This is a genomic window from Salinibacterium sp. VpJ6 (assembly GCF_059767345.1).
The window spans coordinates 590,463-616,827 of the sequence record NZ_JBSOQL010000001.1 but is presented as its reverse complement, the minus strand read 5'-3'; the positions used below and the strand labels follow the sequence as shown (position 1 = coordinate 616,827).

The following is a 26,365-nucleotide window of genomic DNA, read 5'->3' as shown; positions in this document are numbered from 1 at the left end:
CAGGCGTAGTCGCCGATCCGCGGCACAGTAGGGATCGAGCGGGGTCGCCTTCGTTATTCTTTTGTTACCCAACGGTGTCGAATTAACCGCCCAATTTGACGAAACGGGCGTGCGCTAGCGCGGCGGTCGGACCATTCCCTCTTGCGCCACGCTGGCGATCAGGCGCCCCGCGCGGTCGTAGATGCGTCCCTGCGAGAGGCCGCGCCCGCCAATTGCGTTCGGCGACTCCTGCACATAGAGCAGCCACTCATCCACGCGGGCATCACGGTGCCACCACATGGCGTGGTCGAGGCTCGCGACCTTGATGCCGGGCGTGACCCAGGCCAAGCCGTGGCGGCGCATGATCGACTCCAAGATCGAGTAATCGCTTGCGTAGGCGAGCGCGGCGCGGTGCAAGTTCATGTCGTCGGGCATCGGACCTACCGATTTGAGCCAGACCGCCTGATGCGCAACCTTTCCGCCCTCGACGCCGAGGAAGATCGGCGACGTGACGTAACGCATGTCGAACGGGCGCTCGGTGGCCCAATAGCGAGCGACTGGATGATCGAAGGCCGCGAGAACCTCCGCCGTCGTCGGCAGCGATTCGGGGTCCGGCAAGTCAGTGGGCATATCGATCTGGTGGTCGAGCCCCTGATCGTCATCTTGAAACGACGCGATCGCCGAGAGAATCGGCACGCCATCCTGATACGCCTGCGTGCGGCGAGTAGAGAACGAACGGCCGTCGTGAATGCGATCAACTGAGAAGGTGATCGGAAGGTTCACGTCACCCGGGCGGAGGAAGTATCCGTGCATTGAGTGCACCGAGCGATCTTCGGCAATGGTGCGCTGCGCGGCAACGAGGGCCTGCGCTAGCACCTGCCCTCCGAACACCCGGCCTTGGGGCATCCACTGGCTGGGACCAGTGAAAATGTCTTCGCTTGTTCGTGCGCCGGTGTCGGTCAGATCGAGGGCAGTCAGAAGCCCAGACATAGGGTGGCTCATGCCTGTAGTTTAGAGGCCTATGACTGCAACGTTTACTTTGGTTGATTCCCTTGCGCTGGGCGACCTGCAGGTTTTCTTGGGCCGAGCTGCCCGAGTGGATGAGGGCTCCGTTCGTCTCATCGGTGGCGCCGGCGTTCTCGCCGTCTATGTCTCTGTGCTGCACCCCGCCGGACTGCTCGATCAGAGCCCCACGGTTCTGGGCCTACGCACCTTTGCTCTCGCCTCGAAAGACGAGTTCGATGCAGTGGTTCCCGTTCGTTCTCTGCTGGCGCGCATTGAGAGTGCTGCCGAGGAATCAGCGGATACCGTGGGCGAGCCAGTCGCGGTCCGTTTGCCGATGAGCGTCACCACCGTCACGTGGGCGGCCATCACACCGCCACGCGGGGGATGGGTTGCGATCGATTCTGTGCCGAGTGCCGTGCTCGAAGAAGCCGCCCGCGCCGGAATCGACGAAGTTGCCGAAGCGATTCCCACCGGCACCGGCGAAGCGCTCGTGCACAAGGTGCGCACGGAAGTTTGGGGGCGTCCGCTCGACGAACCCGACTACATTCCTGCGGGTGCAGGGTTCGCGGCGGTGAGCCTTGGTTTCTTGGGGGATGACGAAGCGGCATCCATCTACGAGTCAGGAGCGTGGACGCGGCTTACGACCAAGCGCGGTCACGTTCTCGTGAAGCGACGGGCCTGGTCGGTAGCGCGTTAGAACGACTCTGAGATTTGGGCGACGAGCGACACGAAGAAGATTATGTTTGCGATGAAGCCCAAGAGCACAACGCCAACTGAACCCCACAACGGAGCGAGTCCCTGACCGGTTCGGCGGCGCACCACCACTGAACGTCCGATGGCGTAGACGAACCAACCAATGAAAACGAACGCCCAGTGGAAGGGACGGTCGACGCCGCGGCGGTCAAGAGCGCGGCGGTCAAAGATCGCGAGCGGGATCGCAGCAAGGAAGACTAGCCAGCCGGAGAGCGACACCCACAGGTAGCCCGGGTCGAGCATGAGTCGAAGCTGCGCGTCTGCAGGGCCATCGGTTGGGCGGGGAATGAAGGCGCTGGCATCGATCGCCAAGAGTCCGGGAATCTGCAGCAGCGGCAACAGAACGATGAGCCAGATTTGCCACGTGTTGGTGCCAGCGTCGCTGACATTGCTCGGTGCTGCGTAGCTGTAGCTGGGGGCTGATCCCACGCCGGGAGTCGTCGCGGCGGGTGTTGGCGACATTGCCGGGGCAACGGGGGCAACGGGGGCGGCAGGTGCAACCGGGGCGACCGGGTTCGCGGATGCCGCGGGCGGCGTAACAGGCGCCGGAGCTGGGGTCGGCAACGGCGTGGCATCCGCGGGAACCGTGTTGGCGGCAGCCCACGCTGTTCCGTTCCACCAGCGAGGAGCAGCTCCTCCGGCGGGGTCGCGGTACCAGCCAGCAGCGGGGAGGGGGTTTGATGCGTCAGTCACTCTGCGATTCTAACCGTCTGGGCGGGCGAAGCTGACACTTGCTCGCGGGCGAGGCCCCGTGTTTTCAGGACTGAACGTGAGCTGGGCATCCTCTCAATCTGCGGCGACTTTCGTGCGGCATCTTGTGAACCGCCCAGTGTGTAGGTACCGTCAGATTAACTCCGAGCGACGAGGCTCGGGTCAACCTGCGATTTACCAATCGCGGTTGTGAGGATCGCTAGAGCGCGGCTTACCTGCAGGCGCAAAGGCGGATCGGAGAAACGATGAGTACCACCGTGCCCGTGAAAGCTCAGATGTCTGGGGCGAAGAAGCAAACTCCTGAGTTTGTACAACTTCTCGACCCTGATGGAAAACGGCTGAGCGACGAACTCTACGACCCCTGGGTTTCTGACGTCACCGGTGATCAGCTCGCGAGCCTCTACGAAGACCTCATCATCGTGCGCCGTATCGATACGGAAGCAACCGCCCTGCAACGTCAAGGCGAACTCGGCCTCTGGCCACCACTCTTTGGGCAAGAAGCTGCGCAGGTCGGCTCTGCCCGCACGCTGCGCCCCGACGACTTCGTCTTCTCCAGCTATCGCGAGAACGCTGTCGCTTACTGCCGCGGCGTCAAGCTGCCTGACCTTCTGCGCGTCTGGCGCGGCACGGCATCGTCGGGCTGGGATCCCTTCGAGGTCGGCATGGCAACGCCCGCCGTGATCATTGGCGCTCAGACGTTGCACGCCACCGGCTATGCAGTCGGGTGCACATTCGACGGCGTCGACAGCGTCTCGGTCGCCTACTTTGGCGACGGTGCTACGAGCGAGGGGGATGTCAACGAAGCGATGGTCTTTGCCGCCTCCTTCAACGCTCCCGTAATTTTCTTCTGCCAAAACAACCAGTGGGCGATTTCTGAGCCCGTGGGGCTTCAAGCTCAGCGGCCGATTGCCGATCGGGCTCCGGGGTTCGGGATTCCGAGCGTTCGAGTCGATGGCAACGACGTGTTGGCTGTCATGGCGGCGACCCGCAGTGCTCTCGATCGTGCCCGCACCGGTGGCGGCCCGACCTTCATCGAAGCGGTGACCTACCGCCGAGGACCGCACACTACCTCTGACGATCCGAGCCGCTATGTTGACCCGCTTGTCGCGAAAGAGTGGGAAGCCCGCGACCCGATCGCGCGCGTGGAAGCGTTTTTGCGCAGTGAAGGGGTGCTGACTGACGAACTGGCGGCATCCATTCAGGCTCGAGCAGACGAGGTAGCGGCAGAGTTCCGCGCCGGATGCTTGGCGCTCGAGAACCCCGAACCGCTCAGTGTGTTCGACAACGTCTATGCGACCGAGCACTCGGGGCTCGCGCGTCAAAAGAGCCAGTACAAGGCCTACCTCGAGGGATTCGACAAATGACAGAACTCACTCTCGCGAAAGCTCTCGGCTCTGGACTGCGTCGCGCTCTCAGCGACGACGACAAGGTTGTCTTGCTCGGTGAAGACATCGGAACTCTCGGTGGCGTTTTCCGCGTCACCGACGGGCTGCAGCGCGACTTCGGCAAAGACCGCGTGATCGACACGCCGCTCGCGGAAGCCGGCATCATCGGTATGGCCGTTGGCCTCGCGTTCCGGGGCTACCGCCCGGTCTGCGAGATCCAGTTCGATGGCTTTATCTACCCGGGTTTCGATCAGATCGTTGCCCAGGTCGCCAAGCTGCACTACCGCACTGCCGGAAAGGTGCGGATGCCGCTGACAATTCGTGTGCCCTATGGCGGAGGTATCGGCGCTGTCGAGCACCACTCCGAGTCGCCGGAGGCGTACTTCGCGCACACCGCGGGACTGCGCGTTGTCACGTGCTCGACGCCGCAGGATGCCCACAGCATGCTGCGCGAAGCGATTGCCAGCGACGACCCGGTGCTGTTCTTCGAGCCCAAGCGCCGCTACTGGACCAAGGGCGAGGTCGACGAAGATGCCACCGCTCTGCCCATGGGCAAAGCCCGCGTCGTCACCGAGGGAACCGACGTCACGCTCGTGACGTACGGCCCGCTCGTTGCCACCGCTCTGGATGCCGCAGTCGCCGCCGCCGATGATGGAATTTCTATCGAGGTGGTTGATCTTCGCTCGCTCTCCCCGGTCGACTTCGACACAGTTTCGGCGAGCGTGCGCAAGACAGGGCGGCTCGTGATCACCCACGAGGCTGCGGAATCGGGCGGCCTCGGCGCTGAAATCGCCGCGACGCTCACCGATCGTTGCTTCTACTACTTGGAGGCAGCGCCCGTGCGCATTACGGGCTTCGATGTGCCGTACCCGGCCGCGAAGTTGGAGGACCACTTCTTGCCTGACCTCGACCGCATCCTCGACGGTGTTGACCGTGCGCTGGGTCGCGTGAACTCTCTCACCGGTTGGAGCGCGTAATGGCCGTCAAAGAGTTTGCTCTGCCCGATTTAGGTGAGGGCTTGACCGAGTCTGAGATCGTCGAATGGCACGTTGCTGTCGGTGACCTCGTGACGCTCAACCAGCCCATTGCTGAGGTGGAGACCGCCAAGGCGATCGTCTCCCTGCCTTCGCCGGTCGCCGGCAAGATTTCGGCGCTGCACGCTGAGCCTGGCTCGACCGTGCAGGTCGGCACGCGCATCGTGACGTTCGAGCTTGAGGGTGGTGTGCCCGCGGGCGACAGCGGTTCGAGCAGTGCCACCGATTCAAGCGGCGCTGCGGATGATGCGACACAGGCGAACGGCGCAGACACCGCGGCTGCGGCAGAGGCCGCCCCCGAACGAAACTCGGTGCTCGTCGGCTACGGCCCCGCCGTGGAGAGCGGCAAGCGCCCCACGCGCAAGCCGCGCAAGGGCGGCGGCGCACCAGCGGTGGCGGATCCAGCGGCAGTGTCATCGCCAGCTGCGGATGCCGCATCCGGCCCCGTGGCAGAGCCTGCGACATCCACTTCCGACGCGTCTACAGCCGCAGCCTCAGAGCCCGCAGTCTCGCAGGCAGACGCTCGCACCAAGACAACGCCACCGGTGCGCAAGCTTGCCGCCGATCGTGCCGTCGACCTCACGCAGGTGACCGGCACGGGGCCCGAGGGCATCATCACTCGGGATGACGTGCTGAGCGCGGCGGAAACCTCCGCCACCGGAGCGCTGGCTGACGATGCCACGAGAGCGGGAGCATCCGCCCCGACCAGCAGGGGAGTGCTGGCGAGCTCGCGACCGCGCGAAACCCGCACGCCGATCAAGTCGGTGCGCAAGGCAACCGCGGCGGCGATGGTCGCGAGCGCGTTCACGGCACCGCACGTTACTGAGTTCTTGACGATCGATGTCACGCGCACGGTAGAACTGGTCGCCAAGCTCAAGGCCAAGGGCACCGCAGCGTCGGTGCTCGCTGTGGTGGCGAAGGCGCTGTGCATTGGGGTGGCTCGCAACCCTTCGCTCAATTCGCGATGGGATGCTGACGCCAACGAAATCGTGGAGTTCGGTTACATCAACCTCGGTATCGCCGTCGCGACGCCGCGAGGGCTCATGGTGCCGAACCTCAAGGATGCTGATGCCATGAATCTGGCCGAACTCACCGAGGCAATCGGTGACTTGGCTCGCAATGCGCGAGCGAGCAAGGCAACTCCGGCATCGCTCAATGGTGGAACCATTTCGATCACCAACGTGGGCGTCTTCGGCATCGACGCGGGCACTCCCATCCTGAATCCGGGGGAAGCCGCGATTCTGGCGATGGGTGCCGTACGCAGGATGCCGTGGGAACACCACGGAGAAGTCGCGCTGCGCGACGTGATGACCTTGAGTCTGTCGTTCGATCACCGACTCGTCGACGGCGAGCAGGGCGCCCGATTCTTGACCGATGTTGGCTCGATTCTGAACGACCCCGGCACCGTTCTGACAATGGTGTGACAGCGGTAGTGGCCGCAACAGGTAAGAATGGTCTTATGACCGAGAATCTCGACCCTGCTGCGGCCACCCCTGCTCCGGCTCCTACTGCCACGCGCGCACCCCGCCGTTTGCTCGTGGGCCTCTTTGCGCTCGCCGCATTCGTGATCGCTGCTGACCAGCTCAGCAAGTGGTGGGCTGAAGCTAACCTCAGCGGTGGCGAGAACATCCCGATCATCGGTGATCTGCTGTCGTTCCAACTCGTCTACAACCCCGGCGCTGCCTTCTCTCTCGCGGAGGAATTCACGTGGGTGCTCACGATCATCGCGGCGATCGCCGTCGTCGCCATCACTTGGTACGCGTGGACCGTTCAGTCGCGGGCGTGGGCCGTCGCCCTCGGCATGCTTCTCGGTGGAGCCATCACTCACCTTGGTGACCGCCTGTTCCGTGACCCCGGGTTTGCCCGCGGCCACGTTGTCGACTTCATCAACTACAACGGCTACTTCATTGGCAACATCGCCGACATTGCTCTCGTTGGCGGCGCGATCATGATCGTCATCATTTCCATCATGGGCATTTCCGCCAAGCCTGAACCTGCAACGACCAGTGACGCGGATGCCGCGGCCACTCCCACCACAACGGGATGACCGATCTCAGCCTCCGCATGCCCAATACGCGGCTGCGGGCAGTACTCAACTTGGGCACGCGGCGCACTCCGCCGATCGATTTGCCGCCGACGCTCGCGGCGCCGGAACTCTTTGCTGGCTGGGATGACGAAGCCCAGTTAAGTGATCTGCACGTTGAGTATCCGGATGGGCAACTGCACTGCGAAACCACCGCAGAGGGCGTCAGCCACCACTTTCATACTCCGCAGGGCGAACCTCGCGAGTCGAGCCCATGGTCGGCAAACGACACTCGTGTTCTTGTGCTGTGGGCAACGCGACTAGCCAGCGACTTTCATGCGCTGCTGCCGACTCTGCTCGACGACATCACGCAGGCTGCGGCCTGGCACGATGCCGGTTTCGATCTCTACATCTGTGAAGTAGCGGAACCGGTTCAGCTCGATCTGCTTGAGATCGAGGTAGAAGGCGAGCTGCTGACGCTGCCGTGGCTCGGTGCGGGCACCGTGAGCCATGACCACATCGAGGGCGAGAATCATCCAATCGCCCTGCTGTGGGGCGCGGGGGAGTCAGAGCCCGACCAGCCCATCGCTGAAGCCTGGACTGACCCGCGCACGGGAGAACCGCGCTCGAAAGCGGTACCCGGCGTCGACTGGAACACCATCGGTCTTGCGGCCGAAGAAGTGCTGCCGTGGCTCGAAGGAATTTACCTCAACCACCACGTGATTCCGGATGCCGAGGGCACCTTGCTCAACGCCGTGCTGCGTCGACTCGGCAGCCTCGACGGCGGCGCGTAGCCACGCACACGAAAGGGCCTGCGACCGATCAGTCGCAGGCCCTTCGTCCTGGGGGAGGTGTGCGGGGTGAGGCTTACTCCTCGGTGTCGCTTTCGGTGTCGGTGCTGTCGTCAGCGGAGCCGCTGCGGTCACCCATCTGGCCGCGATCTCCGCGCTCATCACGATCGGCGCGGTCTCCACGGTCTCCGCGCTCGCCGCTGCCGGCGTCGGGGTTGGCTTCGCGCTCGGCTTCATGCTCGGCGCGAAGTTCGGTAAGGGCAGCGGTGAGGGTGTCTTCGTCCACGTTGAGTTCGGCGGCGAGGGCGGTCACGAGGGCTGCTCGGCGCTCATCCTTCGCTGCCGTTCGTTCTTCTTCGGCGGCGTCGGTATCGAGCCGCTCGGGGCGCTCAGAGCTGTCGCGCAACGCTGCAAGAGCCTCCGATACTTCGGTCTCGGTGAGGTCGAGCTTGGTCGCGAGGCCGGCTGCGTCGAGGCCTCGAGCGTAACCGCGCCCGGCGTGCTCGCCGCTGGTCGTCTTGTCGGTGGTGGTGTCGGAGGCAACTGCCGTGCTGGCAGTCTCGATGGTGTCAGCCTGGGCGGGCAAAGCAATGCCCAGTCCGACACAGGAGGCCAAAACTACGCCGGCTGCTCCTGTGATCAGTTTCTTGTTCATGGTTGATCCTTTTCGTCCTATCCGGAATCTCCGGTGTACGTGATGAACAGTGCGCGCCAGTTCTATCAAAACCCTATGGGGACGCCGCGAGGGTGATGGGCAACTACTGCGGTGTAGCCATGAAGTGTGTGGCTATCAAGAGTTCGGCTATGACGCGTGCGGCTATCAAGCGTTCGGCTCTGAAGAGTGAACGGGCTTGTTTGTCGGCGCGAAGGCGAGAACGACCAGTGAGAGCCCGATAACGCTGAGGCCGATCCAGCCCAGGCTGCTCAAACGCTCACCAACGACTAGCACCGCGAGAATTGCGGCGACCGCCGGTTCGCTCAGGGTGATGGCGGTTGCGGTGCTGGCGGGCACGCGCGCAAGTCCGTACCCAAAGAGCAGGTAGCCGAGGAACATCGGAACGATGACCATGTAGGCGGCGACGCTGAAGTTCTGCGCATTCGCGAGGAGCGGGGCCCCGGTGACCGCGAGCACGGGCATCAGCAGGGCTCCACCCACGCCGAAGATTGCGCCCATGGATGCGGCACGGCTAACGCCGCGACTCATCAGTCGTTGTGCGGACCACGAGTAGGTGGCGTAGGTGCCGCCGGCGACGAGTCCCAACAGGATGCCCAGCACGGTCTGCACGGTTTCGCTGGGTTCGTTGCTCATTTTCGCGAGGCAGAGCACGACGCTGCCGGTGATTCCGAGACCTGCGGCGAATAGCCACCACTTGCTCAGCGGGGTGCGCTGAATGATGCGTTCGAGGAGCCCGGATGCGAGCGGTGCCGAAGCCAAGGAGACCACCGAGCCGAGCGCGACGCCGGCGAGGTGCATCGAGCTATAAAAAGCGAGGGGATAGATCGCGACGGCGATCGCTCCGACAATGAGCGAGGTGCGGTTGGCTTTCAGCTGGGGGAGCGCTCGGCGTAACGCGGGGATGGCGATCAGGGCTTGCAGGAGCCCGCCAAGTCCGAGCGCGGCGGCACCGATCGCGAGGGGGCCGACGTCGGCGGCAAAAGTTGCCACGGTGCCGGTGGTGCCCCAGAGGATCGAGGTTGTTGTGATTGCGGCAAAGGCCAGCGAACGCTGACGGTTCATGCGTTCTCAAGCAGAGACGCAGCAATCGCGCGGGCCCGCACCAAACGATGGTCGGAACCGTCGAGGCCGGCGCGGGCGACCGCACCTTCGAGTAGAAACGAAAGTTGTTCGGCGAGAACATCGGCGTCATCCGCATCCCGCTTGGCCAGCGCGGCGGCAAGCATCGCCTCGACTTCCTCTTTGTGGTCGCGCACGGCGGCTCTTCCTGGCGAGTCTGTCGGGAGTTCGGCGGCGGCATTGAGCAGTCCGCAGCCGCGGAAGCCGTGAACGTAGGCGGTGTTGGCATGGTCGATGTACGCATCGAACACAGCCAATACTTCATCTTTCGTGGTGTGGGCGTCGGCTGCCCGCACTCGATGCAGTTCTAGCCATTCGTCGTGACGTTGCTCGATGTAGGCGAGAACGAGCGCATCCTTCGAGGCGAAGTTGTTGTACAGACTCTTGCGAGCCACTCCAGCGCTCTGCGTGATGGTGTCGATGCCGGTGGCTGTGACTCCGTGCGCATAGAACAGCTCTGCTGCCGCGTCGAGCAGTCGTGTTCGTGCTGGGCGGTCCCGGACCGAATCCTCGCTCATGTGCCATCCCTTGAATAGGTAGGTCAGTCTACCTACTCAGAGCCAGCGAAGCGAAAGGGAGCGGGCGAGGCGTCGGGTGCGCGTGCACGGGCAGCGCGATGAAGCCGCGAACCAGCGGAATGGTTAGGCGTCGAGGGCGGCCAACGCCATCCGCTCGAGCACGGCACTGGTGGCGCCAGCGCGCCCGCTGTGGGGAGTGGAGTTGATGAGCCCGAAGGTGGCGTGGGCACGGGTGCGTAGCTCGGTGGTCGCGGCATCCGGATGCAACTGAGAGAGCACCCCGACCCACAGCTCAACGTAGCTGCGCTGCAGGGCACGCACCTCGTGTTGGTCGCTGGCAGTCAGGCTGTCGAGGTCGCGATCTTGAACCCGGATGACGTCGGCATTGCCGAGCGCGAACTCCACGTGAAACTGAACGAGTCTTTCGAGCGCGGCTCGCGGTGTGGCGGCGTGCTCGATCACGGTCTGCGCTCCGCGGCACAGGTTGGAGCTGGCGTCGACCAGTATCGCGGCGAGCACGTCTTGTTTGCCGTCGAAGTGGCGGTACACGGCGGGGCCGCTCACGCCGGCGGCGGAGCCGAGTTCTTCGAGCGAGACGCGTGTGAAGCCGCGCTCGGCGAAGAGACTGGCGGCCGCGTCGAGGAGGGCCTCGCGTCGGTCGGCCTTCGCTTGGCTGCGCGGAGTTGGGGTCTCGTTCATGTTCTGAGTCTAGACAGTTCGGTTAATGCTCGCTAACCTAAATTCAGTTAGTAATGACTAACCCAAGTGGCCACAAGCTACGCAGAACGAAGGTGTTCGATGGAGAAGATTTCCACGGCCGCTCAACCGTCCCACCCGACGTTTGCGGCTAACGAAGAGTCAATGCGCGGCCTTGTCGAGCAATTGCGCGAACGACTCGCGACGACGGCCCTCGGTGGTTCTGAGAAATCTCGTGAACGCCACGTCTCCCGCGGCAAGCTGCTGCCTCGCGATCGCGTCGATGAACTGCTCGATGAGGGCAGCCCCTTCATCGAGATCGCCCCGCTCGCTGCGAATGGAATCTACGACGACCAGGCTCCCGGCGCTGGCGTGATTGCCGGTATCGGCCTCATCCACTCTCGCCCCGTGCTCGTCATCTCGAACGACGCGACGGTCAAGGGCGGCACCTACTTTCCGCTCACGGTGAAGAAGCACTTGCGGGCGCAAGAGATTGCGCTCGAGAACAAGCTGCCGTGCGTGTACCTCGTTGACTCGGGTGGCGCTTTTCTCCCGATGCAAGACGAAGTCTTTCCCGACCGCGACCACTTTGGGCGCATCTTCTATAACCAAGCGCGGCTGTCGGCGGCCGGCATCCCGCAGATCGCCTCGGTCATGGGCTCGTGCACCGCGGGTGGCGCTTACGTGCCGGCGATGAGCGACGAGACGATCATCGTGCGCAATCAGGGCACGATCTTCTTGGGTGGCCCACCGCTCGTGAAGGCCGCTATTGGTGAGATTGTCACGGCCGAAGAACTCGGCGGGGGAGATGTGCACGCGCGCACCTCGGGCGTCACCGACCACCTTGCCGACGACGACCGCCACGCGCTCGAAATTGTGCGGGACATCATCAAGACCATCCCCAAGCCTGCTGCTCCCGCGTGGGATGTTGTTGCCTCGCGCCCGCCCGCCGTGAACCCTGACGAGCTCTACGGGGTTGTACCCACCGACGTGCAGAGCCCCTACGAAGTGCGCGAAGTGATCGCGCGGCTCGTTGACGGCAGCGAGTTCCACGAGTTCAAGAAGGAATACGGCACAACCCTTATCACCGGGTTCGCGACGCTGCACGGGCATCCGATCGGCATCGTCGCCAACGCGGGTGTGCTGTTCAGCGAATCGGCGCTCAAGGGCGCTCACTTCATCGAACTGTGCGACCAGCGCGGCATCCCGCTGCTGTTCCTGCAGAACATTTCTGGCTTCATGGTCGGCAAGGAATATGAGGCCGGCGGTATCGCCAAGAACGGCGCCAAGATGGTGACCGCTGTCGCTACGACGCGCGTTCCCAAGTTCACGGTCGTGATCGGCGGCTCGTTCGGTGCCGGTAACTACTCGATGTGCGGTCGCTCGTATTCACCGCGCTTCTTGTGGATGTGGCCCAACGCCCGCATCTCGGTCATGGGCGGCCCGCAGGCTGCTGCGGTGCTCTCCACGGTGCGCCGCGATCAGCTCGGTGAAGACGACTTCACTGACGACGACAAGGTCGCGTTCGAGAAGCCCATCCGCGAACAGTACGAACGCCAGGGCAGCCCCTACTATTCGACAGCTCGCCTGTGGGATGACGGAATCATTGACCCCAAAGACACCAGAGACGTGCTCGGCATGGCCCTCGATATCGCCGCGGCGACCCCGCTGCCTGAACCGGGCTTCGGCCTCTTCCGGATGTGATTGCCATGTTCTCTGCCGTTCTGGTCGCCAATCGTGGCGAAATTTCCTGTCGCATCACGCGCACCCTGCACTCGATGGGCATCCGTTCGATCGCGGTCTACACCGAGCACGATCGTGACGCGAAGCACGTTCAAGTGGCGGACGCCGCGGTGCTGATCGACAGCTACCTCTCGGTCGAATCGATCGCTGCTGCCGCCCATGCCGTAGACGGCATGCATGCTGACGCGGTTCACCCGGGCTATGGCTTCCTCTCCGAAAACGCGTCCTTGGCCGAGGCCTGCGCCGCTGCCGGAATCACCTTTATCGGCCCCGGCGTTGAAGCGCTCGAGATCATGGGCGACAAGATTGCGTCGAAAAAGCACGTGACCGAGCGCGGCGTCGCCGTGATCCCCGGAATGGCTGAGCCGGGCATGACAAACGACGATCTCGTGGCTGCTGCTGCCGAGGTCGGCTTCCCGCTGTTGATCAAGCCATCGGCCGGTGGCGGTGGCAAGGGCATGACGATCGTGCGCGAGCCCGAAGCCGTTGCCGGTGCGCTCGACTCTGCTCGTCGCGTGGCCAGTGCCGCGTTCGGCGACGACACCCTCTTTCTTGAGCGCCTCGTCGAGAAGCCGCGGCACATCGAGGTGCAGGTTCTGGCCGATAGCCACGGCACGATCATCCACTTGGGCGAACGCGAATGTTCGCTGCAGCGTCGCCACCAGAAGATCATCGAAGAAGCACCATCACCGCTGCTCGATGAGGCAACGCGGCAGCGCATCGGTGAAGCAGCGTGCGAGGTCGCGCGCAGCGTGAGCTACATCGGTGCGGGAACCGTCGAGTTCCTCGTCTCCGATAATGCGCCAGACGAATTCTTCTTCATGGAGATGAACACGCGACTGCAAGTGGAGCATCCGGTCACCGAAATGGTCACGGGCATCGACCTCGTGGAGTGGCAAGTGCGCATTGCTGCTGGCGAGAAGCTCACGGTGGAGACGCCAACGCTCACCGGGCACTCGGTCGAGGCGCGCATTTACTCCGAAGATCCCGCCAACGACTTCTTACCCTCCGCCGGTCAGATCGTGCACCTGCACGAAGCAGGCGACGGCAGTGCGGCCAGCGCTGGCACGATCAGTGCCAGCGCAACGAGCACAGCCACAACGAGCACAGCCACAACGAGCACAGCCACAACGAGCACAGCCACACCCAGCGTCCGCGTCGACAGCTCGCTCATCCAGGGCGGCACCGTCTCGGCCAACTACGACCCGATGCTCGCCAAGGTCATCGCCCACGGCGCCACCCGCGCCGACGCCCTCCACGCCCTCGACCGCGCCCTCGCCGACACCGTCATCCTGGGCGTCACCACCAACATCGAATTTCTCCGAGCCCTCCTCAACCGCGACGACGTCCGCGCCGGCGCACTAGACACCGGCCTCATCGAGCGGGCACTTGCCGAGATCGAGTTCGCCGCGCCAACCCCGGCGGTGCTCGCAGCGGCGGCCCTGAGCATCCATTCTGAACGCTGGATGCCGGGCTCACCCTGGCAGCAGCCCAGCGGTTGGCGTGTGGGCCAGCATCGCCCGGCCCGCTACCGTCTCACGAGTGCGGGGCAGGTGCACGAGGTTCTGGTTGCCGGCCCGCCCAGCGCAGCGGAGGTCACGATCGACGGCAGCACCACCCCGGCGCGCTTGACGAGCACCGGTGTCGAGTGGGGAACCCAGAGCATCCGTCTCGCTATCGAAACAGTCGACGCCACGGTGTGGATTGGGCAGGAGGGCACTTCCTGGGCTCTCACTGCGCAGTCTCGGGCCGAGTCACTCGCGGCCCACCGCGCGACGCTCGCGAGAGTCGCCGGTGTGGTCGATCCCGAGTTGCGTTCGCCCATGCCCGGCACGGTTGTCGCAGTCGCTGTGGCGAACGGAGATTCTGTGACTGCCGGTCAGACGGTGCTCACGATTGAAGCCATGAAGATGGAACACCCCGTTGTCGCAACCCTCGATGGGGTTGTCGACATCAGCTTGAAGCCTGGCGATCTGGTCACACGCGATCAGATCGTTGCCCGAATCGAATCGCCACAAGCGAGCACTGAAGGAGAAACCTCATGAGTCACGACGCTACCCGCGGCGAAATCACCCACCTCGGCCTCACCGATGAGCAGTTGAAGTTGAGCGCTGACGTGCGCGATTTCGCTGACAAGGTTGTTGCTCCGGCAGCGTATGAGTACGACACGAAGCGTGAACTGCCCTACGGCATCATCGCTCAAATGGGTGAAATGGGTCTCTTCGGTTTGCCGTTCCCCAAGGAGTACGGCGGGCAGGGCAAAGACTACGTGTCGCTGTGTCTCGCCATTGAGCAGCTTGCTCGCGTCGACCAGTCGATCGCGGTGACGCTCGAGGCCGGCATCGGTCTTGGCGCTATGCCGATTTTCAAGCACGGTAGTGAAGAGCAGAAGCAGCAGTGGGTTCCGATGCTCGCGCGCGGTGAAGCTCTCGCCGGTTTCGGGCTGACCGAAGCGGATGCCGGCTCCGATGCTGCGGGAACCAAGACCACTGCCGAGCTCGTCGATGGCGAATGGGTCATCAACGGCACGAAGCAGTTCATCACTAACTCGGGTAGCGAGATCACGAAGGTCGTGACGGTGACTGCCGTCACGGGTCGTCGGGAGAATGGCAAGCCTGAGCTGAGCGCCATCCTCGTTCCGAACGGTACGCAGGGCTTCACGGTGCACCCGCCCTACGACAAGGTCGGTTGGCACACCTCAGACACGCACCCGCTGTCGTTCGACAACGTGCGGGTTCCCGAGGAGAACCTGATGGGGGAGCGCGGCCGTGGCTTCGCAAACTTCATCGAGGCGCTGGATGAGGGTCGCGTTGCGTTCTCGGCACTCTGCACCGGTGCGGCTCAGGGCTGCCTGGAGGAGTCGATCCGGTACGCCAACGAGCGCCATGTGTTCGGTCGTTCGATCGGTTCGAACCAGCACATTGCGTTCAAGATTGCGCGGATGCAGGCCCGAGTTCATTCGGCACGCTTGGCAACCTACGACGCAGCCCGCAAACTGGTTGCCGGAGTTCCTTTCAAGATGGAGGCGAGCTTGGCGAAAATGATCAGCAGCGAGGCGGCCATGGATAACGCTCGGGATGCCACCCAAATCTTTGGTGGCTATGGCTTCATGAACGAGAACCCTGTCGCCCGCCACTACCGTGACTCGAAGGTGCTGGAGCTTGGTGAGGGCACCACTGAGGTGCAGATGATGGTCATTGCTCGTGAGCTGGGGTTCGCGACCCTATGACCGGCAAACGTATTCAGCAGCGCGGTCTCTGGTTCGATGAGTTCGAGGAGGGCGCGGTCTATCTGCACGCGCCCGGCCGCACCGTCACCGAGGCCGACAATGTTCTCTTCACGACGATGACGATGAACACGCAGTCGCTGCATTTGGATGCTGCGTGGTCTGAGCAGCAGCCGTTTGGTCAGCGCTTGGTGAACTCGATGTTCACGCTCTCGACGATGGTGGGAGCATCCGTGGCTCAGCTGACGCAGGGCACGATTGTGGCGAACTTGGGCTTCACGGAAGTCAACTTTCCGCATCCGCTTTATCACGGCGACACGATGTATTCCGAGAGTGAAGTGCTGGAAAAGCGGCTCTCGAAGTCGCGCCCCGGCCAGGGAATCATTTCGTTGCGTCACACGGCCAAGAACCAGGACGGCGTTGTGGTGGCTGTGGCGACCCGTTCGGTGATGGTCTGGACCGAGGAGGGCGCACCGTGATTTTCACTTTAGGGCCGTCGATTCTGTTTGTTCCGGGCGATCGCCCCGACCGCTATGCGAAGGCGCTTGAACGCGCGGATGCCATCATCATTGACCTTGAGGATGCCGTCGCCAGTGTCGATAAGGCTGCGGCCCGCGCTGCTCTCATCGCGAACCCGATGGATCCGGCCCGCACGATTGTGCGACTGAATCCGGCGGGCACCGAGGATCACGACAGTGACCTCGAGGCGTTGGAGCAGACGGAGTACCGCACGGTGATGCTCTCGAAGTCGGAGTCGGTTGCTGACTTCGATGCGCTCACCGAGCTCGACGTGATTGCCCTGTGCGAGACGGCGCGGGGTGTGCTGGCGGCCACAAGTTTGGCGGCGCTGGATTGCGTGGTTGCTCTCATGTGGGGTGCCGAAGATTTGGTGGCATCGCTCGGCGGTTCGTCGTCGCGCGAAGATTCCGGCCCGTACCGCGGTGTCGCGCTGCATGCGCGGTCGTCGGTGTTGTTGGCTGCGGGAGCCTATTCGAAGGCTGTGATTGATGCGGTGCATCTCGACATCGCAGACCTGGAGGGTCTCGGTGCTGAGGCTCGGGATGCCGCGGCTCTCGGGTTCACGGCAACGGCCTGCATTCATCCCTCTCAGGTCGCTATCGTGCGCGAAAGTTATGCGCCCACGGTCGAGCAAATCGCGTCAGCACGGGCACTTCTCGCCGCCGCGGAATCGCAGCCCGGAGTCTTCAGCTTCGAGGGTCGCATGGTCGACGGGCCCATCCTGCGGCACGCGGAGTGCGTGGTCGCGCGGGCGGGGTTGCGCGAAGGTTAAGAAATCTCGCAGAGAAGGACGTGCGAGAGGTCGAACGAAGGCATTGAGATGGTTAGAGCTATAAAGCTTGCATTTCAGTTCGTGTGAATAAGATCTCGCGTTCATCATCGAAGGCTGGGGTTGAAAATCGAGCTGGATTGACCTCCCTGTGTTTCACAAGTATTGAACTTAGCAAGCGGGCCCTCCTTCCGCGCAGCCGATACAGTTCCGCTACGGCGACTGCGTCAGGAATCGGGAAGTAAAGAGTTGTGAGGCGTCTACAGGGTCGTTGGTGGGAACCTCGAATTTCCCATGAACAACTGAGTCGCTGCCGTCTTCGGTGAGGGTCCACGTTGCAGTCACGGTCTGTGCTTTTGGGTCACGTGAAAGGATCACATAGTCGTCGCAGTCGCTCACCCAAGGCAGATTCGGGCGAAATGATTCGGGCGTAAGTTGGATCTCGACGTTGTCGTCGAGGTTGCTCCAATCGACGGGGTAATCTCTGTCTGCGATGCGGAAATCCTTGGGAAAGATTTGGCTTCCGAAAGGCAGTCGCGGTCGAAAAACGGGCTCCACCACGCTGTTGTAGTCAGCAGAGTCGACGTCCCGATACCCGAATGCTTCGCAGCGATGAAAGGTCACAATTAGATGTGGTTTCGCAATAAAACGATTCAGGCTAACGACTTGTATACCTGCGCCAGGAAGACTGACGCCAAGAAAATGGTCGCGACCTCTCGCGATATAAGTGTCCTTCTCCCGATGCCATGTCTTTAGTTGTGTTGCTGGGGGCGCGGGTGACGAGAAGTTCAATCCGTCGACTACGGTCGGTGGCACTATCGTTGAGATAGACCCGACTCCATCAGATTTCCACTTTTCAACGAACGAGTTCTCTTCTAACTCATACAGAGTTTCCAGAACTTCGCTGATTCCGATGACACGACCAACGGATCCGATGAGATTGATTTCCAGGGTTATTGGCGACTTATTATTACTGCGAGCTCGCTCGACAAGGCCTAAGAGTTCGCCCGCTCGGGCCGGGCGCGTATTGCTGGCCCCGCGCACGTAGACCGCTCCATCATCTAGGTTGTCACGACGGTCAGTTCCTTGAAAGCTCTTGTGGCAGGGGAATATGTTCTGCCCGCCCATCGGCGGTTGCGCGATGATGAAAAGCACTTCCCGGTCGTCGGAGATGCTGATCCTTCCAAACTCAAACGAAGGAAATATCGGCCCGAGGTAGGGCCGAAGTCTGTCTTCGAGCTCGTGAGCCTCAGCGCCGCGAGGGACACCCTGTGCTTCGCGCTTTTGTGCCCCAATTACTAACACCGCATAGCCCCGAAAGTAACGAGCGGCGCTCTCGGGGCTCCGGTTGGCTGCGCCCAACAGGAATTTTGCAATCTTAGCCACGCTGACTGGTTTGGTGAGATCCAGACTGCTCTTGATTTCCAGATAGGTCGTCTCCGCCTCATCTCCAACCGCGACGACATGCTCGAGGATGCTCCGCAATGCGCGCTCTCCGAGCGGGACGATATCAGTTTCCATGCTGGGGACTAACGTCCGAGATTTTTCGGGGCATTACTTCGGCAGAGCGGAACCGTGGTGCGGAATTCTTGAGCGCACCTCGAGCATCGGCGGGGGTCAGCAGCCCGTTCACGACGAGTTGTCTCAATGTAAAAAGCTCGCGCGTGTCAAGCAGCAACCCGGAATGAGAGGCTGCGAAAACTGCCAGATCATCGTCTCGCCCGGGCAGGGCGATCTCTCGTTGAGCCGGATCAATAGAGCGATATACGTTTACGACGTACCACAGGGCATCGGGAGTCGTTTGCTCAGTCGCGGCGAACGCTGACGACGCGGAGGTTAGCTGTAAAAGGTCGTTCGATTTTGCGGAACCTGCGTACCCCTTGACTTCGACGAGGGCAGTCCAGCCTTCGTGAGTCACGCGGAGATCTTCGCGCTTTCGTCCTTTGTGCTCGGGGAGCTTATCGGAGTTGATCACTTCAAACCCAAACGACTCTAATGACTGTTGCACTGCGCGAACCAGCTCATCTCCGGAAGCGGACACGAGTTCACGCCACGCTTCGCCTTCCGCTTCGCTGGCCTTGATTGCGCTGGTTAGCTCGCGTCGAGCGGCATCTGCCACAGATTTGCGCTCAGCTTCAGCCGATTCGAATTCCGCAAGACTCCGTCGTGCGGCGTGCTCAGCGGGTGCCGACCATTCGTCCGCTTGGTGCCATTCCGCCGTTTGTGGAAACACCTCAGGTGAGGCAAGTCTCCAGCGGCTGAAAGCGGTGCGTACCCAATCTTCGAGTGCTGTTCGTGCGATGTCTGGCAACCAGAATGCCGAGTCTTGGACGTTACCTTCATCGTCGTCGATTTTTTCCAGGATTGCGGCAATCACGTAGGGGTTTTTCAATCGTTCATGAATAAGCGTGTGCTCAACCCGTTCCGGGTAAACGGGCGTCTTGAAACCGGTGTAGGGCTGTCCTTCGACCGGCCAGCAGCTCCGTCGCACTAAAGATTCGAGAGCATTTTCTCTTGCGAACGGGGTGATCTCGAAGGAGTGGGCTGGGTAGCGCTGGGTTTCTGAACTCGTTGACGAACGTGTAAAAATATTGCCTTCGCCGTGGGCAAAAACTGTCGAGTACGCTTCCAGCTCGACCGCACGCGCGAATGCAATTCGCCGTGCGAATAAGCCGGAGCCAGTGGAGAAATCTGCGCCTGCGTGGATGAGAACATCGTGCTCCTCTGTGTGAACTGACTGCATTGACTCAGTTACAACCAGACTTCCGGCTAAGGGGCGAAGCAACTCAACTTCAGAGTCAGTCAAGCCGATCGTGAGTACCCGTGGGCGAGGGGCGCCAATGTATTCGTTCACAAGACTGATTCTGTCATTGAGTCTGCGGGCTACGGTGTTCTGCGGCTCAAAATATGCACGGCGGTGTCCTGGCTCCATTGCAGGCAATTTTGTTGTTCTTGCACAAAATTACGCATGGGGCGTCGTAAACCAAGCTAACGCTACAAATATTCGTGGCTTCCGCCGTTGTCGGGCAGGTGGGCTTCGCGTCATCTTTTCGCATTTTGTTTGGGCTGCACGCGATGAAAATCCGGTTCATAGCAAGTTCGTTGGATCGCACGCCATCAGGTAGGGCACGAACAAATGTGCCCCGGCAACGTCGGAGTGATCACGTTCCTCGCGTTTGGAGCGAGGCAGCATGTCGCGAGCTTATTGCGGTCCATCCGCCGGTGGCTCATCGGCACTCACAAAACTAAGTCGTGCAGCAATACTGTGGAAAGTGTTGCCTCACTTCCGCCGCCGATGCTCGGGTCACCAACTACGCAACTTCTCTCTTAGCTGGTCAACGGTGGGTGCGCCGGCAAAGCCAGCCGGGGTGATGTAGCGGCGGCAGGCACGCCCGACCGGGGCATCCGGCTGGGCAAAGGGATCCACACCATCGAAGAGGATGCTCGGAGACCCGCGGAACCCCACGCGCTCAGCTTCCTCGACCGTGTCGACCAGGTGTCGCGACACCGTGATCTGCGGGAACTCTTGGACGAGTTCGGTGATGTGCTGATCGGCAACCTTCCAGTTGGGGCAGCCGTCGAAGTATTGCAGCGTGATTTCCATACCTTCACCGTAAACCTTGAAGTGCACTTGAAGGTCAAGCGTTAGTCTTGCCCCATGCTTATTGGAGAAGTCGCCGATCGCCTGGATGTTCCGCGCCACACGATCCGTTATTACGAAAAGCAGGGGCTTTTGCCCGAGCCTCAGCGGCAAGGCAACGGGTATCGCGACTACGATCCCGCCGTTGTCGACCGAGTCACGTTCATCCGCAACAGCCAAGCCGCGGGGCTCACGCTGTCGGAAATCATGAGCATCCTCTCGCTGCGGGATGCCGGCGAAGCACCCTGCACCCACGTCTCAAGCTTGCTCGAACACAAACTAGAAGGCGTGCAGGAGCGGCTGAAAGACCTGGCGGCGCTCGAAGCGGAGCTGAAGCAACTCATCCACGAGGCGCAAGCTCTCGACCCGGCAAATTGCACCGAGGCTGAGATCTGCACGATCATCCCGCGCACCTAGAGAGCGGCGATGGCCTGAGCGACTACAAGAGGTTTAGCTCATGCGGGGTCTGAACGTTACTTAGCGTTGTGTAGCGATGTTTTCTGGCGGCGGTGACCTAAGTCTTTGCGAGTTTTATAAACGACGAATGCGAATATGGGGATGTTCGAGACTATTCCCTGCCATTCGCTCATCGCATAGCCGTTGAAGTGCAGCACGACGAAGAACATGAACCACATGACAGCGAGTGCAAACCATAAGACGAGCGCCCACTGCGGCAAAGAGTCACGTCTGGACTTACTTTTGCTTTCCATGGACTTCCCTCTCTTGGGGATCAGCACCTGCAAGTTTCGCTTAGGTTCATTATGCGGTCATCAACGCTTTTTGCGCGAGTGACCAACGCTCCTTCGGGTCTCATTTCACGACTACGAGTGTTGGCGCGCTGACGGCTGAAGCCGCTCAGAACTCGTAAATCTCAGTGAGCTCACCCGACAGCAGCACCGTGTGCGGAAGATCGCGCAGATCGTCGGCGTCTACCGAGATGCCTCTCAGCTGTGCGGCCTCGGCATACGTTTCCCATGGGAAAGAGTCGGGATTCTCGTAGTCATCATTTCGCACGAAAACGAGAACGTCCGAGATCACGTCGGCGGCGGATTGTTTCCACGAAGGAACTTCACCACCCCCACGTCTGGAAATGGTCACCCCACGATCCATATCGAGGCGGATCATCGAATCGTCGGAGAGACGTAAATACTGGGTCATCTTCATGCTCATGTGTGGCCCGGTGTTCTCTGGAACAGGCTCATCGAGTTCGCACATGATGACGAGACCGGTCACCGACAGTGCTGAGAGGTCGAAGGGGAGGCGCTGCGGGCCGGGGCTGTTCGCTCTCGCGACTCCCGCTAATCCCCAAATGTGTTGACCAAGGCCGCCCGAAATTAGTGGAGTTTCGCTTACTTTTTTCGTAGGGTTGGGCACATGATGAGTTCAATCGGCGCGTTCGCAATGCTTCTCAATCTGCTCTTTGCCGCCGCGGTGATTGTCCTCTTTGTCTTGGTTGTTTGGGCTCTGTTCCTGTCGATCAAAGCGCTGCGGAAGTACCTTGCGCAACCGGGGCCTTCCAGCACAAATCTGCACGGAAGCGAGTGAGCGCTATAGGTTCGCGCGGATACTCGGCGACTCGATGAGCACATGAGTTCTCCCGCTAAGAACACCGCTGGGGCCGGCATTGCCAAACCCAGCGTGCTCGCACCCAGCGGTGGCTGGCGCTCAGGCGCCGGGCAACTGGCGTTCTGGCTTATCGCCGCTATCGGAACGATCGTGCTCTGTGTCGCGTGGTTCTGGTACGGGTTGTCGTTCTCTGAAGAGATGACCGAGCAGTGCAAGTCGGTGGCTGCGAACTCATCCATGGCCGGGTTCGGACTAGCCTTCGGCGGAATCCCGCTCGTCATCATCCATGTTCTGATGCTGGTGCCGATGCTGGTGATCGGCGCGATGTACTACTCGAAACGAACTAGCGGTGTCGTGCTCGCCGTCGTGGTCGTTGTGGCCGCGAGTGGGTTCGGGATCATCGTGAACGAACTGCTGTGGGAAGGGCAACTCTTCACGATGTCTGCGGCGAGTTCCGGATGCTTGTAAGAGGGAGTGAACGTGGAGTTTAGTGATTTGAGTGCCGCCGATGCGGAGCTGTATCGGGCGGTCATCGAAGAGGATGGCCCGATTCGGCTGGCCGAACTTGCGCAGTTGCTCCAGAGGGATGGCCAGGACCTCGTTCAGTTCGATGGGTCAGTCGACAGTCTTGTGCCGCTGTGGACGTGGTTCATTTCATTCGCGCGCGCTGACTTTCCCGGAGTGCCACCGGATGCACGGTCACGGCGTGAGGCTGTTGAAGAGATCATCCCTGGATCATCGAGGCAAGATTATGCCTCTGAATTTCTCGTGCACTATCTATTCGAGGTCGCTAAGCGCGAACTGCGTGATGTCATTTGGGCCTTGGATACTTGGAAGCCGGGCGTGAGCTTTCAACGAACTGTGATGCAAAGTGTTAACGATCGTGGAACTCAGATCCCCTATTCGCTGGACTCGTTCTGCTGGGGGCTCGTGCATCTCTTGATGTCCGCTAAGGGAGGAGCAGAGGCGCCTGACAACTTGTTTCATCGCACCCTGCAGTCGATGCTCAACTTGCCACAAACCGCAGTCGCGGATGCTCTCACAATGCCACGCTCTGGCGTCTCGATCCTGGAAGGTCTGGGCGAGCCGGGGCCGCGTCGACCACCGCTGACGTTCGTGCCCGCTGCCGAACCCTCGGCACGGGACACTGCTGAACTCGAGGACAACGAGCCGGTCGGTGATGAGCTCATCCTGGCGGCGCCGGATACTGATGTAGAGAACTTGGAAAACGCTCGTCCGCTTGATGCAGAAGCAGTCGCGCAGACGCTAACCGGTTTGGGATTCGTCACCAGTGAGGGGGAGCAGATTACCGCGGCGGTCATCCTCGCTGAAGAAATGGCTGAGTTCATGCGCTCGGATCATGAGATTGCCGTGTTCGCTACCGCTGCGTACGGCGGCCAACTGCGGGCTCTTCACGTCGACTCGATTAACCCCACAAAAGCTCAGTGGCAAGAAGTCATAACCGCGCTGCAAAAACTCGCATCATCGCTCGACGCAAAGCTTGCGCGCGAGGACGAATTTGAAGTTGGCGAGTAATATCTGACTGAAACTCTATTTATGGTTTGTTGTGGGTATTTGGGGAGTGAACGTGAAGTTCAGTGATTTGAGTGCCGCCGATGCGGAGCTGTATCGGGCGGTAATTGAAGAGGACGGCCCGATTCGGCTGGCCGAACTCGCGCAGTTGCTCTGCGCAGATGGTCACGACCTCGGCCAGTTCGATGGCTCAATCGAAAGCCTTGTGCCGCTGTGGACTTGGTTTATTGACTTCGCGGCAGCAGATTTCCCGGGCATCCCCGACGACGCTCGGTCGCGGTTGCAAGCGATCGAGGAGAAGGCTCCCAGCACCTCAAGGGCGCGGTACGCCTCGGAGCTTCTCATGCACTATCTGTTGGAGGTGGCTCGGGCCCACCTCGTCCATGCACGTTGGGCGGTAGAGACGCGGAAAAACTTGATGAGCACCCACGAGACGCGCGCGCAATTCGTAATCGGCAAAGGCAGCCAAGTCATGCCGAAGCTCGATAAGTGGTGCGAAGCGGTAGCTCTCGCACTCGTCGGCGGCAACCCGGCAGTCGCAGTCCCAGACTTCCTCATGACTGAGGCCCTTTCATCGGTATTGAACTTCGGTTGGATTACGAATGAGCGCATCCGTAATGCTCCGCGCTCAGGAGTCTCGATTCTCGAAGGTTTGGGCGAGCCCGGGCCGCGTCGACCACCGCTGACGTTCGTGCCCGCTGCCGCACACTCGGCGTCGGACACTGCTGAACCCGAGGACGACGAGCTAGTCGGTGATGAGCTTATTCTGGCGGCGCCAGATGCCGATGTAGAGAACTTGGAGAACGCTCGTGCGCTGGATGCTGAGCCAGTCGCCGAGACGTTGGCGCGTTTGGGATTCGTCACTAGCGAAGGAGAACCGATCACGGCGGCGGTCATCCTCGCTGAGGAGATGGCTGAGTTCATGCGCTCGGATCATGACGTTGCCGTGTTCGCTACCGCTGCGTACGGCGGCAAACTGCGGGCCGTTCACGTCGACTCGATCAACCCGACAAAGGCTCAGTGGCAAGAGGTCATGGCCGCGCTGCAAACGCTCGCATCATCGCTCGACGCGAAGCTCGCGCGCGAAGACGAATTCGATTTCTTCGAAGACGAGTAAACCGGGCGGGTAGCCGCGCGCTTACTCTTCAAACGTGTTGACCATAGCGTGCGCGGCACGGTCGAGGTACGCCCAGATTTCGGCATCGTAGAGCGGCGGCAGTTCGAGAGTGTCGAGGGCGTTGCGCATGTGATGTAACCAGCGGTCGCGAGCATCCGGGTTCACTTTGAAGGGCATGTGACGCATGCGTAGGCGGGGGTGTCCGCGTTCCTGGCTGTACGTGTTTGGGCCGCCCCAATACTGTTCCAAGAAGCCCGTCAGGCGCTGGATCGCACCCTCGAGGTCGGGCTGCTCCGGGTACATCGGCAGCAGCACCTCATCGGTGGCTACGCCCACATAGAACTCGCGCACGAGCTTCTCGAAGGTGTCGCGACCGCCGATGAGTTCCCACATCGAATCGGCCGGAGCATCCGGAGTCACCGCCGGTTTCGCAATGATGCGAATCTTCGGGCGCTTCACGGGGTCAGCCGCATTGCGAGGCGCAGCCGCAGCCGCAGTCTCGGCCACGTTCTCGGGCTCAGTCACGCCCGCAGTGTCAGCCACGTTCTCAGGGTCGGTCATTTCTTGGGCTTCTCCTCGCCAAAGTTCACGGGCACCGGGCGCGTGCGGGGCGGTCGTGCACCGCGCACACTCGCAGCACCCTCAAAGCCACTCAACACGATCGAGTTCAATGCGGGAAGTTTGACACCCGCCTCATCCAAATCCTTCTTCAAACGTGCCCGCAGCTCGCGAGCAACATCATCCTTTGTGGCGGATGCCGTCTTCACTACGAGACGAACGACCACGGCCTCATCCGAAATAGATTCAATGCCCCAAATCTCGGGAATCTCCAAGATGCGAGTCGTCCACTTGGGCGTCTTGTAGAGATCAACGGCGGTCTTCAGGATGCGCTCCTGCACGGCATCCACATCGGAGTAGTACGGCACAGCAAGATCAATGATCACGCGCGCCCAACCCTGCGACATATTGCCCACCCGGGTGATCTCACCGTTGCGCACAAACCACAGGGTTCCGTTCACATCGCGAACCTGTGTGGTGCGAATATCGACAGACTCGACCACACCAACAGCGGGCCCGAGGTCAACAATGTCGCCAACGCCCAACTGATCCTCGGCCACCATAAAGAGACCGTTCAGCACGTCTTTGACCACGTTTTGGGCGCCGAAACCGAGACCAGCACCGGTGGCAGCAGTGATGAGGGCAAAGGCGCCGGTGGCGTTCGGCGCGAAGAGATCGAAGAGCAGCAGCAGCACGACGATCACGATCGCAACGGTGACGAGGCTGGAGAGAACGCCGCCGAGAGTGCGAGTGCGTTGAACAACGCGCACCGCGGCAAGAGGGGAAGTCAGCAGAACTTGAGTGTCGTGAATGTTCTCTTTGTGTTTAACGCCGTTCACCACGCGGTCGACGACGCGCTTGATGACGAACAGCAGAATGAAGCGAAGAACCCAAGCGCCGGCAATGATCACTGCACCTTGAAGAAGCGTCGAGCTCTCATAAAACGCTCGCACCGCGGCCCACAGGCCACCTATCGTGAAATCTTCCATGCTTGGGAGCCTAGC

Annotated in this window: 28 protein-coding genes; 16 read left to right on the top strand and 12 right to left on the bottom strand. The window is 61.4% G+C overall.

The genetic code is table 11. The features are described from left to right. Nucleotides 1-114: 114 nt before the first annotated feature. Nucleotides 115-969, bottom strand: coding sequence for an acyl-CoA thioesterase (locus ACWTV1_RS02980; RefSeq protein WP_498505020.1), 855 nt, complete (start codon nucleotides 967-969; stop codon nucleotides 115-117). A gap of 31 nt (nucleotides 970-1,000) precedes the next feature. Here ACWTV1_RS02980 and ACWTV1_RS02975 point away from each other — a divergent pair, with 31 nt between their 5' ends. Next, a complete protein-coding gene (locus ACWTV1_RS02975; RefSeq protein ID WP_100388674.1) occupies nucleotides 1,001-1,681 on the top strand; it encodes a DUF8185 domain-containing protein in 681 nt (226 codons plus the stop codon). Here the strand turns inward: ACWTV1_RS02975 and ACWTV1_RS02970 are convergent. After that, entirely contained in the window at nucleotides 1,678-2,430 is a 753-nt protein-coding gene (locus ACWTV1_RS02970) for a DUF2510 domain-containing protein (protein WP_100388675.1), read from the bottom strand. The two genes, ACWTV1_RS02975 and ACWTV1_RS02970, sit on opposite strands and share 4 nt — an antisense overlap. A 263-nt stretch (nucleotides 2,431-2,693) precedes the next feature. Here ACWTV1_RS02970 and pdhA point away from each other — a divergent pair, with 263 nt between their 5' ends. From pdhA to ACWTV1_RS02945, 5 genes are read left to right on the top strand one after another with little or no spacing between them, the layout of a single operon-like run. Then, nucleotides 2,694-3,812, top strand: coding sequence for a pyruvate dehydrogenase (acetyl-transferring) E1 component subunit alpha (pdhA, locus tag ACWTV1_RS02965; protein WP_498504062.1), 1,119 nt, complete (start codon nucleotides 2,694-2,696; stop codon nucleotides 3,810-3,812). Next, the gene (locus ACWTV1_RS02960) at nucleotides 3,809-4,810 is read left to right on the top strand and encodes an alpha-ketoacid dehydrogenase subunit beta (RefSeq protein ID WP_498504061.1); all 1,002 of its coding nucleotides are present in this window, start codon (nucleotides 3,809-3,811) and stop codon (nucleotides 4,808-4,810) included. The genes pdhA and ACWTV1_RS02960 overlap by 4 nt, the downstream gene beginning before the upstream one ends. Then, nucleotides 4,810-6,291: a dihydrolipoamide acetyltransferase family protein gene (locus ACWTV1_RS02955; protein ID WP_498504060.1), complete on the top strand. Its 1,482-nt coding sequence runs from the start codon at nucleotides 4,810-4,812 to the stop codon at nucleotides 6,289-6,291. The genes ACWTV1_RS02960 and ACWTV1_RS02955 overlap by 1 nt, the downstream gene beginning before the upstream one ends. A gap of 35 nt (nucleotides 6,292-6,326) precedes the next feature. Continuing rightward, the gene (locus ACWTV1_RS02950; RefSeq protein WP_498504059.1) at nucleotides 6,327-6,914 is read left to right on the top strand and encodes a signal peptidase II; all 588 of its coding nucleotides are present in this window, start codon (nucleotides 6,327-6,329) and stop codon (nucleotides 6,912-6,914) included. Beyond that, nucleotides 6,911-7,684, top strand: a complete 774-nt coding sequence (locus ACWTV1_RS02945) for a hypothetical protein (protein ID WP_498504058.1) — start codon at nucleotides 6,911-6,913, stop codon at nucleotides 7,682-7,684. The genes ACWTV1_RS02950 and ACWTV1_RS02945 overlap by 4 nt, the downstream gene beginning before the upstream one ends. Before the next feature lie 73 nt (nucleotides 7,685-7,757). Here the strand turns inward: ACWTV1_RS02945 and ACWTV1_RS02940 are convergent, their stop codons facing one another. From ACWTV1_RS02940 to ACWTV1_RS02925, 4 genes are all read right to left on the bottom strand, one after another. Next, nucleotides 7,758-8,336, bottom strand: coding sequence for a hypothetical protein (locus ACWTV1_RS02940; RefSeq protein WP_498504057.1), 579 nt, complete (start codon nucleotides 8,334-8,336; stop codon nucleotides 7,758-7,760). A 165-nt stretch (nucleotides 8,337-8,501) separates the two neighbouring features. Continuing rightward, entirely contained in the window at nucleotides 8,502-9,419 is a 918-nt protein-coding gene (locus ACWTV1_RS02935) for a DMT family transporter (RefSeq protein ID WP_498504056.1), read from the bottom strand. Beyond that, nucleotides 9,416-9,994, bottom strand: a complete 579-nt coding sequence (locus ACWTV1_RS02930) for a TetR/AcrR family transcriptional regulator (RefSeq protein ID WP_498504055.1) — start codon at nucleotides 9,992-9,994, stop codon at nucleotides 9,416-9,418. The genes ACWTV1_RS02935 and ACWTV1_RS02930 overlap by 4 nt, the downstream gene beginning before the upstream one ends. Nucleotides 9,995-10,117: 123 nt before the next feature. After that, nucleotides 10,118-10,693 (bottom strand): TetR/AcrR family transcriptional regulator, encoded by a 576-nt coding sequence (locus ACWTV1_RS02925; protein WP_498504054.1) that lies wholly within the window; start codon nucleotides 10,691-10,693, stop codon nucleotides 10,118-10,120. Between the two features lie 99 nt (nucleotides 10,694-10,792). Here ACWTV1_RS02925 and ACWTV1_RS02920 point away from each other — a divergent pair, with 99 nt between their 5' ends. Genes ACWTV1_RS02920 through ACWTV1_RS02900 form a run of 5 tightly spaced genes read left to right on the top strand, consistent with a single transcriptional unit; the run spans nucleotide 10,793 to nucleotide 16,950 of the window. Next, on the top strand, nucleotides 10,793-12,394 hold the full coding sequence (locus ACWTV1_RS02920; RefSeq protein ID WP_498504053.1) for a carboxyl transferase domain-containing protein: 1,602 nt from the start codon (nucleotides 10,793-10,795) through the stop codon (nucleotides 12,392-12,394). A 5-nt stretch (nucleotides 12,395-12,399) separates the two neighbouring features. Next, on the top strand, nucleotides 12,400-14,478 hold the full coding sequence (locus ACWTV1_RS02915; RefSeq protein WP_498504052.1) for an acetyl/propionyl/methylcrotonyl-CoA carboxylase subunit alpha: 2,079 nt from the start codon (nucleotides 12,400-12,402) through the stop codon (nucleotides 14,476-14,478). After that, nucleotides 14,475-15,662 (top strand): acyl-CoA dehydrogenase family protein, encoded by a 1,188-nt coding sequence (locus ACWTV1_RS02910; protein WP_498504051.1) that lies wholly within the window; start codon nucleotides 14,475-14,477, stop codon nucleotides 15,660-15,662. The genes ACWTV1_RS02915 and ACWTV1_RS02910 overlap by 4 nt, the downstream gene beginning before the upstream one ends. After that, nucleotides 15,659-16,138, top strand: coding sequence for a MaoC family dehydratase (locus ACWTV1_RS02905; protein ID WP_100388689.1), 480 nt, complete (start codon nucleotides 15,659-15,661; stop codon nucleotides 16,136-16,138). Before ACWTV1_RS02910 ends, ACWTV1_RS02905 begins: the two co-directional genes overlap by 4 nt. Beyond that, entirely contained in the window at nucleotides 16,135-16,950 is an 816-nt protein-coding gene (locus ACWTV1_RS02900; protein WP_197109751.1) for an HpcH/HpaI aldolase/citrate lyase family protein, read from the top strand. Before ACWTV1_RS02905 ends, ACWTV1_RS02900 begins: the two co-directional genes overlap by 4 nt. A 210-nt stretch (nucleotides 16,951-17,160) precedes the next feature. Here the strand turns inward: ACWTV1_RS02900 and ACWTV1_RS02895 are convergent, their stop codons facing one another. From ACWTV1_RS02895 to ACWTV1_RS02885, 3 genes are all read right to left on the bottom strand, one after another. Next, complete coding sequence (locus ACWTV1_RS02895; RefSeq protein ID WP_498504050.1) at nucleotides 17,161-18,468, bottom strand: hypothetical protein; 1,308 nt, start codon at nucleotides 18,466-18,468, stop codon at nucleotides 17,161-17,163. Then, complete coding sequence (locus ACWTV1_RS02890; protein WP_498504049.1) at nucleotides 18,458-19,801, bottom strand: hypothetical protein; 1,344 nt, start codon at nucleotides 19,799-19,801, stop codon at nucleotides 18,458-18,460. Before ACWTV1_RS02890 ends, ACWTV1_RS02895 begins: the two co-directional genes overlap by 11 nt. A 450-nt stretch (nucleotides 19,802-20,251) precedes the next feature. After that, nucleotides 20,252-20,551 (bottom strand): thioredoxin family protein, encoded by a 300-nt coding sequence (locus ACWTV1_RS02885; RefSeq protein WP_498504048.1) that lies wholly within the window; start codon nucleotides 20,549-20,551, stop codon nucleotides 20,252-20,254. Nucleotides 20,552-20,605: 54 nt separating this feature from the next. On the opposite strand from ACWTV1_RS02885, the gene ACWTV1_RS02880 reads away from it, so the two are divergent. Continuing rightward, nucleotides 20,606-21,004: a heavy metal-responsive transcriptional regulator gene (locus tag ACWTV1_RS02880; RefSeq protein ID WP_498504047.1), complete on the top strand. Its 399-nt coding sequence runs from the start codon at nucleotides 20,606-20,608 to the stop codon at nucleotides 21,002-21,004. 438 nt (nucleotides 21,005-21,442) lie between these two features. On the opposite strand, the gene ACWTV1_RS02875 is transcribed toward ACWTV1_RS02880, so the two are convergent. Then, on the bottom strand, nucleotides 21,443-21,820 hold the full coding sequence (locus ACWTV1_RS02875; RefSeq protein WP_498504046.1) for a hypothetical protein: 378 nt from the start codon (nucleotides 21,818-21,820) through the stop codon (nucleotides 21,443-21,445). Nucleotides 21,821-21,961: 141 nt separating this feature from the next. Here ACWTV1_RS02875 and ACWTV1_RS02870 point away from each other — a divergent pair, with 141 nt between their 5' ends. From ACWTV1_RS02870 to ACWTV1_RS02855, 4 genes are read left to right on the top strand one after another with little or no spacing between them, the layout of a single operon-like run. Continuing rightward, on the top strand, nucleotides 21,962-22,132 hold the full coding sequence (locus ACWTV1_RS02870; protein WP_498504045.1) for a hypothetical protein: 171 nt from the start codon (nucleotides 21,962-21,964) through the stop codon (nucleotides 22,130-22,132). Nucleotides 22,133-22,174: 42 nt separating this feature from the next. Then, complete coding sequence (locus ACWTV1_RS02865) at nucleotides 22,175-22,621, top strand: hypothetical protein (RefSeq protein ID WP_498504044.1); 447 nt, start codon at nucleotides 22,175-22,177, stop codon at nucleotides 22,619-22,621. 12 nt (nucleotides 22,622-22,633) lie between these two features. Further along, nucleotides 22,634-23,689: a hypothetical protein gene (locus ACWTV1_RS02860; protein WP_498504043.1), complete on the top strand. Its 1,056-nt coding sequence runs from the start codon at nucleotides 22,634-22,636 to the stop codon at nucleotides 23,687-23,689. Between the two features lie 52 nt (nucleotides 23,690-23,741). After that, the gene (locus ACWTV1_RS02855) at nucleotides 23,742-24,803 is read left to right on the top strand and encodes a hypothetical protein (RefSeq protein WP_498504042.1); all 1,062 of its coding nucleotides are present in this window, start codon (nucleotides 23,742-23,744) and stop codon (nucleotides 24,801-24,803) included. 21 nt (nucleotides 24,804-24,824) lie between these two features. On the opposite strand, the gene ACWTV1_RS02850 is transcribed toward ACWTV1_RS02855, so the two are convergent. Next, nucleotides 24,825-25,196 carry a globin gene (locus ACWTV1_RS02850; protein ID WP_040800259.1) on the bottom strand — a complete coding sequence of 124 codons (372 nt, stop codon included), beginning with the start codon at nucleotides 25,194-25,196 and terminating at the stop codon, nucleotides 24,825-24,827. A gap of 164 nt (nucleotides 25,197-25,360) precedes the next feature. Then, nucleotides 25,361-26,350 carry a mechanosensitive ion channel family protein gene (locus ACWTV1_RS02845; RefSeq protein WP_498504041.1) on the bottom strand — a complete coding sequence of 330 codons (990 nt, stop codon included), beginning with the start codon at nucleotides 26,348-26,350 and terminating at the stop codon, nucleotides 25,361-25,363. Nucleotides 26,351-26,365 lie beyond the last annotated feature (15 nt).